The organism is Arthrobacter sp. AOP29-A2-19 (assembly GCF_058138025.1).
This window is the reverse complement of record NZ_CM176894.1, coordinates 1,675,211-1,691,595: the sequence shown is the minus strand read 5'-3', so window position 1 is coordinate 1,691,595 and position 16,385 is coordinate 1,675,211. Positions and strand designations below refer to the sequence as shown.

15 protein-coding genes and 3 tRNA genes are annotated in these 16,385 nt (G+C 69.9%); 15 read left to right on the top strand and 3 right to left on the bottom strand.

Going from position 1 to position 16,385, the window contains the following annotated elements:
* Positions 1 to 3 precede the first annotated feature (3 nt).
* The 8 genes from AC3ZJJ_RS07820 to thiL all read left to right on the top strand — a co-directional run bounded on the left by AC3ZJJ_RS07820 (position 4) and on the right by thiL (position 7,398).
* On the top strand, positions 4 to 765 hold the full coding sequence (locus tag AC3ZJJ_RS07820; protein WP_489895169.1) for a fumarylacetoacetate hydrolase family protein: 762 nt from the start codon (positions 4 to 6) through the stop codon (positions 763 to 765).
* 93 nt (positions 766 to 858) lie between these two features.
* Complete coding sequence (gltX, locus tag AC3ZJJ_RS07815; protein ID WP_489895167.1) at positions 859 to 2,373, top strand: glutamate--tRNA ligase; 1,515 nt, start codon at positions 859 to 861, stop codon at positions 2,371 to 2,373.
* Positions 2,374 to 2,515: 142 nt separating this feature from the next.
* A tRNA-Gln gene (locus AC3ZJJ_RS07810) sits at positions 2,516 to 2,587 on the top strand.
* Between the two features lie 65 nt (positions 2,588 to 2,652).
* Positions 2,653 to 2,725: transfer RNA gene (locus AC3ZJJ_RS07805), tRNA-Glu, on the top strand.
* A 51-nt stretch (positions 2,726 to 2,776) separates the two neighbouring features.
* Positions 2,777 to 2,849: transfer RNA gene (locus AC3ZJJ_RS07800), tRNA-Glu, on the top strand.
* 112 nt (positions 2,850 to 2,961) lie between these two features.
* Positions 2,962 to 4,740: a dynamin family protein gene (locus AC3ZJJ_RS07795; protein WP_489895165.1), complete on the top strand. Its 1,779-nt coding sequence runs from the start codon at positions 2,962 to 2,964 to the stop codon at positions 4,738 to 4,740.
* Positions 4,737 to 6,383, top strand: a complete 1,647-nt coding sequence (locus AC3ZJJ_RS07790; RefSeq protein WP_489895163.1) for a GTPase family protein — start codon at positions 4,737 to 4,739, stop codon at positions 6,381 to 6,383. The genes AC3ZJJ_RS07795 and AC3ZJJ_RS07790 overlap by 4 nt, the downstream gene beginning before the upstream one ends.
* 31 nt (positions 6,384 to 6,414) lie before the next feature.
* The gene (gene thiL, locus AC3ZJJ_RS07785; protein ID WP_489895741.1) at positions 6,415 to 7,398 is read left to right on the top strand and encodes a thiamine-phosphate kinase; all 984 of its coding nucleotides are present in this window, start codon (positions 6,415 to 6,417) and stop codon (positions 7,396 to 7,398) included.
* Here the strand turns inward: thiL and AC3ZJJ_RS07780 are convergent.
* A complete protein-coding gene (locus AC3ZJJ_RS07780) occupies positions 7,379 to 8,098 on the bottom strand; it encodes an IclR family transcriptional regulator (protein ID WP_489895160.1) in 720 nt (239 codons plus the stop codon). The genes thiL and AC3ZJJ_RS07780 overlap by 20 nt on opposite strands.
* Positions 8,099 to 8,210: 112 nt before the next feature.
* Between AC3ZJJ_RS07780 and leuC the strand changes: the two genes are divergently transcribed.
* From leuC to AC3ZJJ_RS07750, 6 genes are all read left to right on the top strand, one after another.
* Positions 8,211 to 9,677 carry a 3-isopropylmalate dehydratase large subunit gene (leuC, locus tag AC3ZJJ_RS07775; protein ID WP_489895158.1) on the top strand — a complete coding sequence of 489 codons (1,467 nt, stop codon included), beginning with the start codon at positions 8,211 to 8,213 and terminating at the stop codon, positions 9,675 to 9,677.
* A gap of 11 nt (positions 9,678 to 9,688) precedes the next feature.
* Complete coding sequence (gene leuD, locus AC3ZJJ_RS07770; RefSeq protein WP_489895156.1) at positions 9,689 to 10,288, top strand: 3-isopropylmalate dehydratase small subunit; 600 nt, start codon at positions 9,689 to 9,691, stop codon at positions 10,286 to 10,288.
* A 115-nt stretch (positions 10,289 to 10,403) separates the two neighbouring features.
* A complete protein-coding gene (gene murA / locus AC3ZJJ_RS07765; protein WP_489895154.1) occupies positions 10,404 to 11,729 on the top strand; it encodes a UDP-N-acetylglucosamine 1-carboxyvinyltransferase in 1,326 nt (441 codons plus the stop codon).
* Between the two features lie 8 nt (positions 11,730 to 11,737).
* Entirely contained in the window at positions 11,738 to 12,493 is a 756-nt protein-coding gene (locus tag AC3ZJJ_RS07760) for a lysophospholipid acyltransferase family protein (RefSeq protein ID WP_489895152.1), read from the top strand.
* A complete protein-coding gene (locus AC3ZJJ_RS07755) occupies positions 12,490 to 13,521 on the top strand; it encodes an NAD(P)H-dependent glycerol-3-phosphate dehydrogenase (protein WP_489895150.1) in 1,032 nt (343 codons plus the stop codon). The genes AC3ZJJ_RS07760 and AC3ZJJ_RS07755 overlap by 4 nt, the downstream gene beginning before the upstream one ends.
* Complete coding sequence (locus AC3ZJJ_RS07750) at positions 13,518 to 14,642, top strand: D-alanine--D-alanine ligase family protein (protein WP_489895148.1); 1,125 nt, start codon at positions 13,518 to 13,520, stop codon at positions 14,640 to 14,642. The genes AC3ZJJ_RS07755 and AC3ZJJ_RS07750 overlap by 4 nt, the downstream gene beginning before the upstream one ends.
* A gap of 12 nt (positions 14,643 to 14,654) precedes the next feature.
* Here the strand turns inward: AC3ZJJ_RS07750 and map are convergent, their stop codons facing one another.
* Positions 14,655 to 15,437 (bottom strand): type I methionyl aminopeptidase, encoded by a 783-nt coding sequence (map, locus tag AC3ZJJ_RS07745; RefSeq protein ID WP_489895146.1) that lies wholly within the window; start codon positions 15,435 to 15,437, stop codon positions 14,655 to 14,657.
* Positions 15,438 to 15,503: 66 nt separating this feature from the next.
* Between map and AC3ZJJ_RS07740 the strand changes: the two genes are divergently transcribed.
* Positions 15,504 to 15,806 carry a helix-turn-helix domain-containing protein gene (locus tag AC3ZJJ_RS07740; protein ID WP_489895144.1) on the top strand — a complete coding sequence of 101 codons (303 nt, stop codon included), beginning with the start codon at positions 15,504 to 15,506 and terminating at the stop codon, positions 15,804 to 15,806.
* Between the two features lie 13 nt (positions 15,807 to 15,819).
* On the opposite strand, the gene AC3ZJJ_RS07735 is transcribed toward AC3ZJJ_RS07740, so the two are convergent.
* Entirely contained in the window at positions 15,820 to 16,311 is a 492-nt protein-coding gene (locus AC3ZJJ_RS07735; protein WP_489895142.1) for a DUF3515 domain-containing protein, read from the bottom strand.
* Positions 16,312 to 16,385 lie beyond the last annotated feature (74 nt).

Here is a 16,385-nt window from a genome sequence, read left to right as displayed (position 1 = left end):
TCCATGCGTATAGCTCGATTTGTGGTTGACGGTGATCCCCTCTACGGCGTGGTTGAAGGCGACGAGGTGGCGGTGATCGCCGGCGACCCGTTCTTCCAAGGCATCAAGCCGACCGGCACCAGGCACCAGCTGGACGACGTCCGACTGCTGGCGCCGATCATTCCGCGCTCCAAGGTCGTCGGCTTCGGCCGCACCTACGCGGACCACGCCCGCGAGCTCGGCAATCCCGTGCCGGTCACTCCGCTGATGTTCCTGAAGCCGAACACCTCGGTGGTGGGACCGGGCGATCCCGTGACGCTGCCGGCGTTCTCGGAAGAGGTCTCCTATGAGGCCGAGCTCGCCGTCGTCATTGGACGCATCTGCAAGGACGTCCCGGCGGACAAGGTGGCGGACGTGGTGTTCGGCTACACCTGCGCCAACGACCTGACCGCGCGCGATGTCCAGAAGACGGACGACCAGTGGGCGCGCGCCAAGGGCTGGGACGGGTCTTGCCCGCTTGGACCTTGGATCGAAACGGACCTGGATCCCGAGGACCTGCGCATCAGCGGCCGGCTGGACGGGCAGACCGTCCAGGACGGCAGCACCAACCAGATGATCTGGAGCGTCGCCGACCTGGTCGCCTACGCGTCGCAGGCGTTCACGCTCCTTCCCGGCGACGTCGTGCTGACCGGCACGCCGGCTGGCGTCGGCCTGATCCGCGAGGGTCAGCGCTTCGAGGTGGAGATCGAGGGCATCGGCACGCTCTCCAACACCTTCCGCAGCTAGGGTTCCGGCCGGGGAGGGCGCCCCGGGCGGCGGGCCGAGGCGCGGGGCGCGCAGCCGGGCCGCGCGCGGGCGGCGTACTAGGATTGGATCATCATGACTGACGCATCCCAGATCCCCACTGTCACCGCAGAGACGCCCGTCCGCGTGCGCTTCTGCCCGTCCCCGACCGGCACGCCACACGTGGGGCTGATCCGCACGGCCCTGTTCAACTGGGCGTACGCCCGCCACACCGGCGGCAAGCTGATCTTCCGCATTGAGGACACCGACGCCCAGCGCGACAGCGAAGAGAGCTACAACCAGCTGCTCGAGGCTTTGGACTGGCTTGGCATCACGTGGGACGAGGGCGTCAACGTGGGCGGCCCGCACGAGCCGTACCGCCAGTCGCAGCGCGCGGACATCTATCGGGGCGTCATCGCCAAGCTCAAGGATGCAGGGCACCTCTACGAATCCTTCTCCACCCCGGAGGAGGTCGAGGCCCGCCACCGGGCCGCGGGCCGGGACCCGAAGCTGGGGTACGACAACCACGACAGGACCTTGGCGCCGGAAGAGGTTGCCGAGCTCCGCGCCCAGGGCCGCGAGCCGGTGCTGCGGGTTCGCATGCCCGACGACGACATCACGTTCACCGACCTCGTCCGCGGCGAGATCACCTTCCGGGCGGGCTCGGTCCCGGACTTTGCGGTGGTGCGGGCGAACGGCAAGCCCCTCTACACGTTGGTGAACCCGGTCGACGATGCGCTGATGGGCATCACGCACGTGCTGCGCGGCGAGGACCTTCTCTCCTCGACTCCGCGGCAGATCGCGCTGTACCGCGCCCTGATCGATGTCGGGGTGGCGCCGTACATGCCGCTCTTCGGCCACCTTCCCTACGTCATGGGCCAGGGGAACAAGAAACTTTCCAAGCGCGACCCCGAGTCGAGCCTGTTCCTGCACCGCGACCGCGGCTTCATTCCCGAGGGCCTGTTGAACTACCTCTCGCTGCTCGGCTGGAGCCTGTCCGCGGACGAGGACATCTTCACGCGCGAACAGCTGGTCGAGGCCTTCGACGTGCACAGCGTCCTGTCCAACCCGGCGAAGTTCGACCTGAAGAAGGCTGAGGCGATCAATGGATCGCACGTCAGGCTGCTGGAGGCCGACGATTTCCGCGGCCGGCTGGTTCCGTACCTCCGCCACGCCAAGCTCGTGGGGGAGACGCTGACGGAACGGCAGGAGGAGATCCTCACGGAGGCCGCGCCGCTGATCCAGGAGCGCATCACCCTGCTGGGCGAGGCCCCCGACATGCTCGAGTTCCTGTTCCTCGCAGACGACGACGTGGTGGTGGCCCAAGACGCGCTCAAGGGGTTGCCCGGAAACACGGACGAGGTTCTGGACGCCGGCATCGCCGTCCTCGAGGAACTGCAGGAGTGGACCGCGGAGTCGATCCAGACCGCGCTGCGTGCCGCGCTCATCGACGGCATGGGGATCAAGCCGCGCCTCGCCTTCGGCCCCATCCGCACCGGCGTATCCGGCAAGCGCGTCTCGCCGCCGCTGTTCGAATCCATGGTCATCCTCGGGAAGGAATCCTCGCTGGCCCGCCTGAGGGCCTTCCGCCTGGACATCGACTCGCTCTAGGGAAACGGTGCGCACCGCCCCGGCGTCGGTGCGCGCCGCCGCCCGATTTTGGATTTGCGCGAGGGGTCGGGTAAAGTAATTACTCGTGCTGAGGCGCCGGGAACTGCTCGAATAGGGCGGTAAACGGGAGTCCACAGCCCATTGGGATATGGTGTAATTGGCAACACATCGGTTTCTGGTACCGACATTCTAGGTTCGAGTCCTGGTATCCCAGCGCTACAGTCCCCGCAGATTCTGTGGGGACTGGCATTGTCGGAGGACATGCTCCGGCAGAGCTACGGCCCCATCGTATAGCGGCCTAGTACGCTGCCCTCTCACGGCGGTAACGCGGGTTCGAATCCCGCTGGGGTCACGGTTCGCGAGAACTCAGGCGGCATCAGCCTCTAAACGATGCAAGCTATGCGGCCCCATCGTATAGCGGCCTAGTACGCTGCCCTCTCACGGCGGTAACGCGGGTTCGAATCCCGCTGGGGTCACGTGTTTTTGGAAGGGTCCCGGACTTCGGTCCGGGACCCTTCTTGTGTTCCGGCCGCGGCGTCCGGGGCCGGACGCGGCGGAGCCGGGTGGCATCTTTGGCATGATGTAGGGGTGAGCACAGACCAGCAGTCAGACGGACCGGATCCAGCAGCGGGGGCCGTCGGCGTGCTTGAGGGCGCCAGAGACTCCCTGGCCCGCACCACGCTGCCACTGGAGCTTCCCGGCGCAGCCTCGGCCCGCGAAGCGGCCCATGCGGCGGTGGGGCAGTTGGACGACTATGTGCTGCCCCGCTACCGCAGTCTCGAGGCCCCGCTCCTCGCCGTGGTGGGCGGGTCCACGGGCGCCGGAAAATCCACGCTCGTCAACGCTCTGGTGGGCCACCCCGTGACCCGAGCCGGCGCAATCCGGCCCACAACGCGCCAGCCGATTCTCCTGCACCACCCGTCCGAGGCCGGCTGGTTCACGGACCAACGAATCCTTCCCGGCCTCTCAAGGGTTGTCGGCCGCAAGGCGGACCCGTCGCGGCCGCTGCCCGCGGACCGCGTGGGGGCCGAACCCGATGCCGGTGCGATGGCGTCGCTCGTCATGCTGGGGGACGAGGCCATCCCCGCCGGCATCGCCCTGCTCGACGCCCCGGACATCGACTCCGTCTCCGACGACAACCGCCGCCTCGCCGGCCAACTGCTGGCGGCGGCGGATCTCTGGCTGTTCGTGACCACCGCCAACCGCTATGCGGACGCCGTCCCCTGGCGGCTCCTGGTCGAGGCCGCGGGACGCGACATCACGGTGGCCGTGATCCTGGACCGCGTACCGCCCGGCGTCGAGGACGAGGTGGCGTCCGACCTACGGGGCATGCTGGGCCGCCAAGGGTTGGGAGACGCCGAGCTGTTCATCGTGCCCGAAGCGCGGCTCGACGAATTCGACATGTTGCCGGCGGCCGCCGTGGCCGAGCTCCGGTCGTGGCTTGCCCGGCTGGCCGGGGACGCCGCGGCCCGGGCCACGTTGGCCCGGCGGACCCTGGACGGCGTCGTCCGGCAGTTGGCCACCAGGATCACGGACATCGCGGACGCCGAGGAATCCCAGCACGACGCCGGCGCAAGATTGCGTTCGGATGTCCTCGAGGCCTACGCCACGGCGGCCGACCGTATTGGCGAGTCGACGCGGGACGGCACGCTGCTGCGCGGCGAGGTGCTGGCCCGATGGCAGGACTTCGTGGGGACCGGGGAGTTCTTCAGGTCCCTCGAGTCCGGGATCGGACGGCTGCGCGACCGGATCGGGGCGTTCCTCTCGGGCAAGCCCCAGCCCGTGGAAACGGTGGAGGAAGCCATCGAGTCGGGCCTGCTCGCCGTGGTTGTGGATCAATGCGCGCAGGCGGCCGAGGAGGCGGACGCCCGCTGGCGATCGGACCCTGCGGGACGGCAACTGCTGGGATCCCAGGACCTCGCCCACCCGGGCGCCGACTTCGCGGAGCGGGCGGCGGCGGAGATCCGCGCGTGGCAGGGCGACCTGATGGAGCTGATCCGCACCGAGGGCGAGGGGAAACGCTTCACCGCGCGCATGGTCTCCTTCGGGGTCAACGGTGTGGCGGTCGCCCTGATGGTGGTTGTCTTCGCGTCGACCGCGGGCCTGACCGGACTCGAGGTGGGCATCGCAGGCGGTTCGGCGATCGTCGGGCAGAAGCTGCTGGAGGCGATCTTCGGCGAGGATGCCGTGCGGCGGCTCGCGAAACAGGCGCGGGAGTCCCTGGACCGCCGCTGCCGGACACTCCTGGACGCCGAAAGCGGGCGCTTCCTGGACCGGCTGGACGTCCTCGGCGAACCTGGCGCCGCGGAGCTGCTCCGCGGCCATGCCCGAAGGTTGGAGCGCCTGAACGCGGGGGAGGCAGCGTGAGCCGGCGGCGGCTTGAGGGGAGCGCGTCGCCGCTCGTGGCGCAATTGGAGGCCCTGAACCTGGCGCGGGAACTGGGAGAGGGACGCGTCGACGACACGGCGGCGGCCGCCGCGCTGACCGTTCTGGAGCGCGCGTCGACACGCCGTTCGCTGAGCGCGGAGCACACGGTCGTCGGGTTCTTCGGCGCCACGGGCAGCGGAAAGTCCTCCTTGTTCAACGCGGTGTCGGGAGAGCAGTTGGCGCGGGTGGCGGCGACCCGGCCCACCACGTCCAGCCCGCTGGCCGCCGTCTGGGGCGCGGCGGGGAGCGCGGAATTGCTGGACTGGCTGGGAGTGGACCAACGGCACGAGCTCGGGTCGCCGCTGGGCGCCGGCCGCCGCCCGGGATGGCTCGGAGGCCAGCGGGAGGAGCCAGGGGGGCTCGTGCTTTTGGACCTGCCGGACTTCGATTCCACCGCGCTTGCGCACCGGGAGACCGTGACACGGCTCTCGGGGCAGGTGGACGTGCTGGTGTGGGTGTTGGACCCGCAGAAGTACGCCGACGCCGCGGTGCACCACGACTTCATCCGCCCGTTGTCGGCCTACGGAGCGGTGACCATGGTGGTGCTCAACCAGACGGATCGCCTCCGGCCCGGCGCGCTGGAGCCCGTCCTGGATTCGCTCAGGGGCATCCTGTCCGACGACGGGCTCGGCAAGGTGCCGATCTTCCCGGTCTCGGCGGTGACGGGCGACGGGATCGAGGAACTCCGGGCAACCATCGCGGCCGTAGCCGCCAAGCACGACGCCGCCACCCAGCGGCTCCGCGCGGACGTCTCCGGGGCCGCCGGCCTGCTGGGCGACGGCACCGCGTCCGCGGCCATCGACCCCCCGGGAAAAGACGCGGAGCGCCGCCTGGCCGGCGCGCTGGCGCAGGCGTCCGGCGTCGACACCGTGGTTTCCGCCGTCGCGCGCTCCTACAGGATCAGCGCCGCCGCGAGAACGGGCTGGCCGGTGACCAGATGGCTGGGACGGCTGAGGCCGGATCCGCTGCGCCGCCTGAACCTGACAAGCCGGGACGTCAATCCCGCCGTCAACCGGACCTCGCTGCCCGCGCCGGGCGCGGCGCAGCGCGCGCAGGCGGACTCCGCCGTGCGGGCCTATGCGGACGCGGCGAGTGGCGGCGCGCCCGAGGCCTGGCGCGGCTCGATCCGCCGCGCCGCCAGGGCAAGCGCGCCGACGCTTCCGGACGCGCTGGACCAGGCGATCGCCCGCACCGACATCGGCGCGGGCAAGGGGTCCTGGTGGTGGCCGGTGGTGGGCGCCGTCCAGTGGATCGCCCTGGCAACCGCGCTGGCCGGAGCCGGGTGGCTCGGCGTCCTGTTCGTCCTGGGATACCTCCAACTCGACGTGCCGGAGGCTCCCGCCGTCGAGGGCTTCCCGGTCCCCACCCTGATGGTCGCGGGCGGCGTGCTGCTCGGCGTCGTCCTGGCATTGGCGACCGGACTGGTGGCCCGCTTGGCGGCCCGTGCGAGGGCGGCTGCGGCCCGGCGAAAGCTGAGGGCTGCCGTGGCCGACGTCGCGATGGCGCGGGTGGTGGCGCCGGTGGTCAACGAGATCGATCGCTACAACCGGTTCCGCGCGGCCGTGAAGGCCGCACGTGGCTGATCCCCAAGCGGATACGGAAACCGTCGGCGGGATGTCGGAGCGCGGTGTCCTCGAACGAATCCTTCCCAGGCTGAGGGGAGCGTCGGCGCTGCTCGGACCGGGCGACGACGCCGCGCTGGTGGCCGCGCCGGACGGCCGCTTTGTCTTCAGCGTGGACACGGTGGTCCAGGACCAGGATTTCCGGCTCCGCTGGCCCAACGGCAGGGTGGGCACCGGGTACGACGTCGGATGGAAGTCCGCCGCGCAGAACCTCTCCGACATCAACGCGATGGGCGCCGACGCCACTTCCGCGGTCATCAGCCTGACACTTCCGCCCGAGACCGCCGTGGCCTGGGTCGAGGACTTCGCCGACGGCTTCAGCGCCGCGGTCGCCGGGCTCGGCGCCACCCGCTGCTCCATCGTGGGCGGCGATCTGGGCCGGGGGAGGGAAATCTCCGCGACCACGGCGGTCACGGGAGACCTTGGCGGACGCGCTCCGGTCCTGCGCTCCGGCGCCCGGCCGGGCGACGTCCTGGCCGTCTGCGGGCGGCTCGGCGCCGCCGCGGCGGGACTCGCCCTGCTGGAATCCGGAACCGGGTCCGGCACCCTCGGCGACGCCGCGCGAGGGCTCGTGGAGCTGCAGTGCCGCCCCCGCCCACCGCTGGGCTCCGGTCCGAGCGCCGCGGCCTCGGGAGCCACGGCCATGATGGACCTCTCCGACGGGCTCGAGCGCGACGCCCCCAGAATGGCGAGGGCAAGCGGCGTGGACTTCGACCTGTCCGCCGCGGCCCTGGCGCCGTTCGCCGAGGCCCTGGCGCCGGCCGCGTCCGTCCTGGCCGGGGATCCGCTCCGGTGGGTCCTGCAGGGGGGCGAGGACTTCGCCCTGCTGGCGACCTTCCCGGGGACGTCGCCATTGCCCGAGGGGTTCGTCGCCATCGGGGCCACCACCGCCGGGGACGGCGCGGTGACGTTGGACGGGTCACCGGTCGAGGACGGCGGGTGGGACCACTTCCTGCCTACTCCGCGCCCTTCCTGAGGGCCGCGCTCAGCTGGGCCGCCGCGGAGCAGACGACCTCCGAATGAACCCGTCCCGGTTGACGGGTGAGGCGCTCGATGGGCCCCGAGATCGAGACGGCGGCGATCACCCGACCCGAGGGACCGCGGACGGGGGCGGACACCGACGCGACGCCCGGCTCGCGTTCGCCCAGGCTTTGGGCCCAACCCCGGCGCCGCACTCCGGCCAGGATGGTCGGCGTGAAGCGGGCGTTGCTCAGGCCCTCCAGCAGCCGCTCGTGGTCCTCCCACGCCAGCAGTACCTGCGCCGCCGAGCCCGCCTTCATGGACAATTGTGTGCCCACCGGGATCGTGTCCCTCAGGCCGACGGGGCGCTCGGCGGAGGCCACGCACACGCGGAAGTCCCCCTGCCGTCGGAACACCTGGCTGCTCTCACCGGTCGAGTCGCGGAGCTGGATCAGGATGGGTCCCGCGGCCGCGATCATGCGGTCCTCACCCGCGGCCGATGCAAGCTCCACCAGGCGGCTTCCCAGCACAAAGCGCCCGTGGATGTCCTTCCCGACCAGCCGGTGGTGGACCAGCGCCTGCGCCAGCCGGTGGACGGTCGGGCGGGAAAGGCCGGTCGCGGCAACGAGTTGCGCCAAAGTGGTCGGGCCGGCCTCGAGCGAGTCGAGCACCATGGCCGCCTTGTCGATGACGCCAACGCCGCTTGATGTGTCCATAGAATGATATTGCCGTCTCATTATGTGAGATGCAAGTCGAAGTGGTGGCCTCCGTGCGGGTGGGGTGCTTAAGTTGGGGGCAACAGGTTTACGTTGACGGAGGGAGCCGGAAATGTTCGGTGGCAAACCAGCGCAGACGCTGGCCGAAAAGGTCTGGGGCGCGCACGTGGTGCGCGAGGGCGACGGCGACGGTGCCGCGCGGCAGCCGGACCTGATCTACATCGACCTGCACCTGGTGCACGAGGTGACTTCGCCGCAGGCCTTCGAGGGGCTCCGCCTGGCCGGACGGCCGCTTCGCCGGCCGGACCTGACGATCGCCACGGAGGACCACAACACCCCGACGCTGGACATCGACAAGCCGATCGCCGACCTCACCAGCCGAACCCAGATCGAAACGCTGCGCACCAACTGCCGGGAGTTCGGCGTCCGCCTTCACTCCCTGGGTGACAAGGAACAGGGCATCGTCCATGTGGTCGGGCCGCAGCTCGGCCTCACCCAGCCCGGCATGACCGTGGTGTGCGGCGACTCGCACACGTCGACACACGGCGCGTTCGGCGCCCTCGCCTTCGGGATCGGCACGTCCGAGGTGGAGCACGTCATGGCCACCCAGACGTTGTCGCTGAAGCCGTTCAAGACCATGGCCATCAACGTCAACGGGGCGCTCAAGCCGGGCGTCACGGCAAAGGACATCATCCTCGCCGTCATCGCCAAGATCGGCACCGGAGGCGGCCAGGGCTACGTGCTCGAGTACCGCGGCTCCGCCATTCGCGCGCTGTCCATGGAGGCGCGCATGACCATCTGCAACATGTCGATCGAGGCCGGCGCCCGCGCCGGCATGGTCGCCCCGGACCAGACGACGTTCGACTACCTGCAGGGGCGGCCGCACGCCCCGCAGGGCGGGGACTGGGACGCGGCGGTCGAGTACTGGCGGACCCTCCGTTCGGACGACGACGCCGCGTTCGACGCCGAGGTCTTCCTCGACGCCGACACGCTCGAGCCGTTCGTGACGTGGGGAACCAACCCGGGCCAGGGCGTTTCGCTCTCCGAAGCGGTGCCCTCCCCGGAGGACTTCGAGGACGAAAACGCGCGGTCCGCGTGCGAACGCGCGCTGGAGTACATGGGCCTGGACGCCGGCACGCCCATGAAAGAGATCCGGGTGGACACGGTCTTCCTGGGGTCCTGCACGAACAGCCGGATGGAGGACCTCCGCACGGCGGCGGCCATCATCAAGGGGCGCGCCAAGGATCCGAACATCCGCATGATCGTTGTGCCGGGATCCGCCCGCGTGCGGCTCGAGGCCGAGGCGGAGGGCCTGGACCGCGTCTTCAAGGACTTCGGCGCCGAGTGGCGGTTCGCCGGCTGCTCCATGTGCCTGGGCATGAACCCGGACCAGCTCGCCGAGGGGGAGCGCTGCGCCTCGACCTCCAACCGCAACTTCGAGGGGCGGCAAGGCAAGGGCGGCAGGACCCATCTGGTCTCTCCCGTGGTCGCGGCGGCCACCGCCGTCCGCGGCACGCTCAGCTCGCCCTCAGACCTCCCGCCGGCCGCACAGGCCGCGCCAACGACCAACGCCGCCTAAGGAGAGTCACCATGGAGAAGCTCACCACCCACACGGGGATCGGCGTGCCGCTGCGCCAGAGCAACGTGGACACGGACCAGATCATCCCCGCCGTGTACCTGAAAAGGATCACCAGGACCGGCTTCGAGGACGCGCTGTTCGCCGGATGGCGCAAGGATCCGACCTTCATCCTGAACACGGAGCCGTACGCCGCGGGGTCGGTGCTGGTCGCCGGACCGGACTTCGGGACCGGTTCGTCGCGCGAGCACGCGGTCTGGGCGCTGAAGGACTATGGGTTCAAGGCCGTCGTCTCCTCCCGGTTCGCCGACATCTTCCGCGGGAACTCGGGCAAGCAGGGGCTCGTCGCCGCGGAGGTCGCGCAAAGCGACGTCGAGCTGATGTGGAAGGAACTGGAGAACCACCCGGGCACCACGGTGACTGTGGATCTCGTCTCACGAACCGTCACCTGCGGGTCCCTGGTCGCACCCTTCGAGATAGACGACTACACGCGCTGGCGCCTTCTGGAGGGACTCGACGACATCGGCCTCACACTGCAGCACGGCGCCGAGGTCTCGGCCTTCGAAGCCTCGCGGCCCGCCTGGTTGCCCACCACGCTGCCCGCCAAATCCTGACGTCCGGACACGCTCAACCCGACCCTGGCCACGGCCCCCGCCCCGAGCGGGGGCTGTATGCTTACGGGGAACCTCTGGCCATCCGGAGTCCAACCAAAAGATAGGTATTTCTTTCATGGGCAAAGTCCTGACTATCCACGGCGGCGTGCCGCTCAAGGGGAAAGTAACAGTCAGGGGCGCCAAGAATCTGGTGCCGAAAGCCATGGTCGCGGCCCTTCTGGCCGACAGCCCGTCCCTCCTGCGCAACGTGCCGGAGATCCGCGACGTGGAGATCGTGACCAGCCTGCTGACCATCCATGGCGTCACGGTTGACAAGGATCCGGTGACCGGCGACCTCACACTGGACCCCAAGGGTGCGACGTCCGCACCCTCTAAGGAGATCGACGCCCACGCGGGCGACTCGCGCATTCCCATTCTTTTCTGCGGTCCGCTGATCCACAGCATCGGCGAGGCGTTTATTCCGGACCTGGGCGGCTGCCGCATCGGCGACCGGCCGATCGACTACCACCTCAACGTTCTGCGCCAGTTCGGCGCCGTCGTGGACAAGCGTCCAGGTGGCATCGCCATCTCCGCGCCCCACGGCCTCAAGGGCGCCAAGCTCGAGCTCCCGTACCCCAGCGTCGGGGCCACCGAGCAGGTGCTCCTCACCGCGGTCAAGGCCGAGGGCATCACCGAGCTCAAGAACGCCGCCGTGGAGCCGGAGATCATGGACTTGATCGCGATCCTCCAGAAGATGGGCGCCATCATCTCGGTCCAGACCGACCGAGTCATCCGCATCGAGGGTGTCACCCACCTGACGGGCTACAAGCACCGGGCGCTGCCGGACCGCAACGAGGGCGCCTCCTGGGCCTCGGCGGCGCTCGTCACCCGCGGCGACATCTACGTCGAGGGCGCGGACCAGGAGGACCTCACGGCCTTCCTCAACACGTACCGCAAGATCGGCGGCGCGTTCGAGGTCGAGGACGACGGCATCCGCTTCTACCACCCGGGTGGCCCGCTGAAGCCGCTCGTCCTGGAAACGGATGTGCACCCCGGCTTTATGACCGACTGGCAGCAGCCGCTGGTGGTGGCGCTGACGCAGGCGGAGGGCGTGTCGATCGTCCACGAGACGGTCTACGAGAACCGTTTCGGCTTCACCGACGCCCTTGTCCGCATGGGCGCCACGATCCAGCTCCACCGCGAGTGCCTCGGGGCCGTCCCCTGCCGGTTCGGTCAGCGGAACTTCCTCCACTCGGCCGTCATCACCGGCCCTGCGCGGCTCCACGGGTCGGACATCGACATCCCCGACCTGCGTGGCGGATTCTCGCACCTGATCGCCGCGCTGGCTGCCGAGGGCACCAGCCGCGTCACCGGCATCGAGCTCATCAACCGCGGCTACGAGAAGTTCCTGGACAAGCTGCAGGGTCTCGGAGCCCGCGTCGAGCTCTCGAGCACCAGCTAGAGGCCGCCGTGCGCGAGACTACCGGAGCCAAGGCGCTCTTCGCCGTCCTGGCGGGCATCGTCCGGCCATCCATGAACCTGCTCATGGGCCGGACATGGGAGCGGTTCGAGGGCATGCCCGCGGGCGGCTTCATCGCCTGCCCCAACCACGTGACCGAGATCGACCCGCTGGTGGTGGGGCACGCCCTTTACCGGCACGGCCGCCTGCCCCGCTACATGGCCAAGGAATCGCTTTTTCGGGTGCCGGTCCTCGGATCCGTGCTGCGCGCCAGCCGCCAGGTGCCGGTCGAGCGTTCCAGCGTCGGCGCCAGCCGGTCGCTGGAGATCGCGCGGGACCTGATCGAATCGGGCGGCGTGGTGGTGGTGTATCCGGAGGGCACGCTGACGCGCGACCCCGACCAGTGGCCCATGCGCGGCCGCACAGGTGCGGCGCGCCTGGCCCTGCAGACCGGCGCGCCCGTTGTGCCCATCGCCCACTGGGGCGCGCAGGAGGTCTTCCCGCGGTACGGGAAGGGGCTGCGGCTTTTCCCGCGCAAGCGGGCGCGGGTCCGCCTCGGCGATCCGGTTGACCTCAGCGACCTGATGGACAAGCCGCTCACGCGGACCGTCCTTGAAGAGGCGACCTCCCGCATCATCGCCGCCCTCACCGAGGGTGTGGCGGAACTGCGCGGAGAGGTTCCGCCGAAGAGCCCTTGGGATCCCGCGGTGCATGGGCAGACGTCCACCGGACGCGATTTTCAGGCCAAGCCGGGGGCCGGCGAGTGAGGCCTGCGCCGGCCAAGATCGCCGTTCTCGGCGCTGGTAGCTGGGGCACGACCTTTGCCAAGGTGGTCGCGGACTGCGGCGCCGAATCGGGCACCGCGGTCCAGCTCTGGGCGCGCCGCGCCGAGGTAGCGGAGGAGATCAACGCCCTGCACCTGAATTCCCGCTACCTGGGGGACATCGGGCTCCCGGCGAACGTGACGGCGACCGACGACGTGTCCCAGGCGCTGGCCGGCGCCGAACTCGTGGTGCTGGCCGTTCCTGCACAGACGCTCCGTGCCCAGCTTCGCGCCGTGCGCGGTCACATGCCCGCGGGCGCGGTCATCGTGTCGCTGATGAAGGGTCTGGAACGCGGCACCGACGCGCGCATGAGCCAGATCATCGAGCAGGAACTGGACTGGCCGCCGGAGGCCATCGCCGTTGTTTCGGGGCCCAACCTCGCCATGGAGATCGCGCGCGAAGAGCCCACCGCATCCGTCGTGGCCTGCCCGGACGCCGAGACCGCCGCATGGATCGCGGCGGCCTGCACGCCCGACTACTTCCGTCCGTACACCAACACCGACCTCATCGGTGTGGAGATCGGCGGCATCGTGAAGAACGTGATCGCGCTTGCCGTGGGCATCTGCGACGGACGCGGCATGGGGGACAACACCAAGGCCTCCGTCATCACCCGGGGACTGGCGGAGACCACGCGCCTCGCGTTGGCATTGGGCGGTCAGCTGGAAACGATGTCCGGCCTGGCCGGGCTGGGCGACCTCGTCGCCACGTGCTCGTCCCCGCTGTCGCGCAACCGCACCGCCGGGCGCCTGCTGGGCGAGGGGCGGAGCCTGGTCGAAGTCAACGACGCCATGACCCAGACGGCCGAGGGCATCAAGTCCGGGCCGGCCGTGTTGGACCTCGCGCGGGGCCTTGGCATCGAGATGCCCATCACCGAGGCCGTGGTCCACGTCCTCGAGGGGGAGCTGACGGTCGACGACATGGCCACCAGGCTCCTTGGCCGAGAACTTAAATCCGAAGGGGAAAAGGCATGACAGCCGAGAACAACACGAAGACGCGCGTCGCGCTGCTTTTCGGCGGGCGTTCGTCCGAACATGCCGTGAGCTGCGTGACCGCCGCGGGCGTGATGCATTCCATCAACCGCGACAAGTACGACGTCCTCCCCGTGGGAATCACGCGCGACGGACGCTGGTCGCTCGTCGACGCGGACCCCGAAACCTGGTCCCTGGCGTCCGGCAACACGCCCGAGGTCCTCCCGGGCGCCGAGTCCCTTCGCCTCGACGTCCTCGCGGAGGGACGGGAGCTCGTGGCGCACACGGACGGCGGGGCGACGCGCAGCCTCGGCGGCGTCGACATCGTCTTCCCGCTGCTTCACGGCCCGTTCGGCGAGGACGGAACCCTGCAGGGCCTGCTCGAACTCGCGGACGTCCCCTACGTCGGTTCCGGCGTGTCCGCCAGCGCCATCGGCATGGACAAGCACTACATGAAGGTCGTCTTCGAGGCGGCCGGGTTCCGGGTGGGCCCGTACGCGGTCATCACGGACAAGCAGTGGCAACGCGATCCCGAGGCCGCGTTGGCATCCGTCGGAGTGTTGGCCTACCCCCTCTTCGTCAAACCGGCGCGCGCCGGATCCTCCGTCGGGATCAGCCGGGTCGACTCCCCGGAACACCTGCGCGAGGCGATCGAGGCCGCGCGCGTCCACGACCCGAAGGTCGTCGTCGAGCAGGGGATCGCCGGCCGCGAGATCGAATGCGGCGTCCTGGAGGGCCGCGGGCACAACGTGCCCCGGACCTCGCTTCCGGGCGAGGTGGCCGTCGCCGCCGGAGCCCACGACTTCTACGATTTCGAGGCCAAGTACGTCGACGGCGCGGCCGCGAAACTCAGCTGCCCGGCCGAGCTTCCCGACGGCGCCGTGGACGAGGTGCGGCGCCTGGCCGCGGCCGCCTTCGACGCCGTGGGCGCCGAAGGACTGTCCCGCGTCGACTTCTTCTACACCGGGGCGGGCGAGTGGATCATCAACGAGATCAACACCATGCCCGGCTTTACCCCGATCAGCATGTATCCGCAGATGTGGGCCAAGACCGGGATGGAGTATCCGGACCTCATCGACGAGCTGATCTGGCTGGCGCTGAACCGCCGGACCGGGCTGCGCTAGCGGCGCCGGCCCTCAGGCCCGGTCCTTGCCCTTCAGGGTGAGGATTTCGGCGCCGTCGTCGGTGATGGCTATCGTGTGCTCGCTGTGCGCCGTCCGGCAGCCGGTTGCGCTGCGCAGCGTCCAGCCGTCCGCGTCCGTGACGAGTTCGGCGGTGTCCGCCATGACCCAGGGCTCCAGGGCAAGGAGAAGGCCGGGCCGCAGCCTGTAGCCGCGGCCGGCCCGTCCGGTGTTCGGAATGTGCGGGTCCTGGTGCATCGTCGAGCCGATGCCATGCCCCCCAAACTCGGTGTTGACCGGATAGCCCGCCGTGCCGAGGACGGTGCCGATGGCGTGGGAGATGTCTCCGACTCGCGCCCCGGGCCCGGCCGCGGCGATGCCGGCGGCCAACGCGCGTTCGGTCGCCTCGATCATCGCGGCGCTCTCCGGTGGCCGCGAACCGCCCACGAGGAAACTGATGGCCGAGTCCGCTGCCACCCCGTTCTTGGACACGGCCAGGTCCAGGGTCAGCAGATCGCCGTCGGCCAGCGCGTAGTCGTGGGGCAGTCCGTGGAGCACGGCGTCGTTGACTGCCGTGCACACGTAGTGGCCAAACGGCCCGCGTCCGAAGGACGGCGCGTAGTCGAAATAGCAGGATTTCGCTCCGGCCTCGGCGATCATGTCCCGCGTCCACCGGTCGATGTCCAGAAGGTTCGTGCCGACCGCGCTGCGGCTCTTCAGGGTCTGGAGGATGTCGGCGACCAGCGCTCCCGTCTCCTTGGCGCGTTCCAGCTCGGCGGGGTTCAGGAATTCGATCATGTGGCGCCCTTCGTGTACGGCCAATAACTATACCGTCCATATTATCCCGGTATTACAATTGGATCCATGGTCAGATTGCCCCTCACGTCAGCGGAACTCCAGCGCGGAGAGCGCCTCGGCGCCCTCTTGCGCCGTGCCAGGGGAGAGCGCTCGATGCTTGAGACCGCCCTCGACGCCCGCGTGTCCCCGGAGACCCTTCGCAAGATCGAGTCGGGGCGCGTGGCGACGCCCGCCTTCCCGACCATCGCCGCAATCGCCGAGGTGTTGGGGCTGTCACTCGACGCGGTGTGGCTTGAGATCAACCACGCCGAAGACGACGCCGGGCCGACGGCGCCCGCGCGCGGCGCCCGCGAGCGGTTGGCGTCCTAGGAATCCGGGCCGGTCACGGAAGGTCGATGCTCTGGTCCAGCGTGGTGCAGGCGCCGTCGGCGGGAATCCGCCCGGCCGCGGCGGCGATCTCGGCCAGCACCGTGCTGGAGGGGACCGCGTCGGGGTCGAAAAGGATCTCCGTGGCGGGCTTTCGGCCGTAGGTGGTCAGGGTCCACGCGGGCTCGCCCTCCCTCGCAAGCCAGTCCACACCGTTGACGCTGACGCACGGGTCGGTCGACGGCGGGGGTGCCGGCACGCCGCACCGCAGGACGATCTCCGTCGGTTCGCCCCAGGCCGCCGTCGCCTGGCTGTTGGTTTCCCGCAGCGCCTTTCCGGCGAGTTCGTCGGGCAGGGCGACCATCATCTCGGCGCAGGTGGGGTTGGCGGCGTCGTCCGCCGCCTGGACATCGACGGGCGGCGAGCAGGCGGTCAGGGCGAGCACGGCAAGCGACAGGGCCACTGCCGCGCCGAAGCGGTTCTTGGTTGATGTGGCGGGGGTTGGCACGCCTCCACACTATCGCGTGCGTGCGCCGCTAGGATGGAACGGCAAGGATGGCGGCCTCGAGAGGGAACACACCG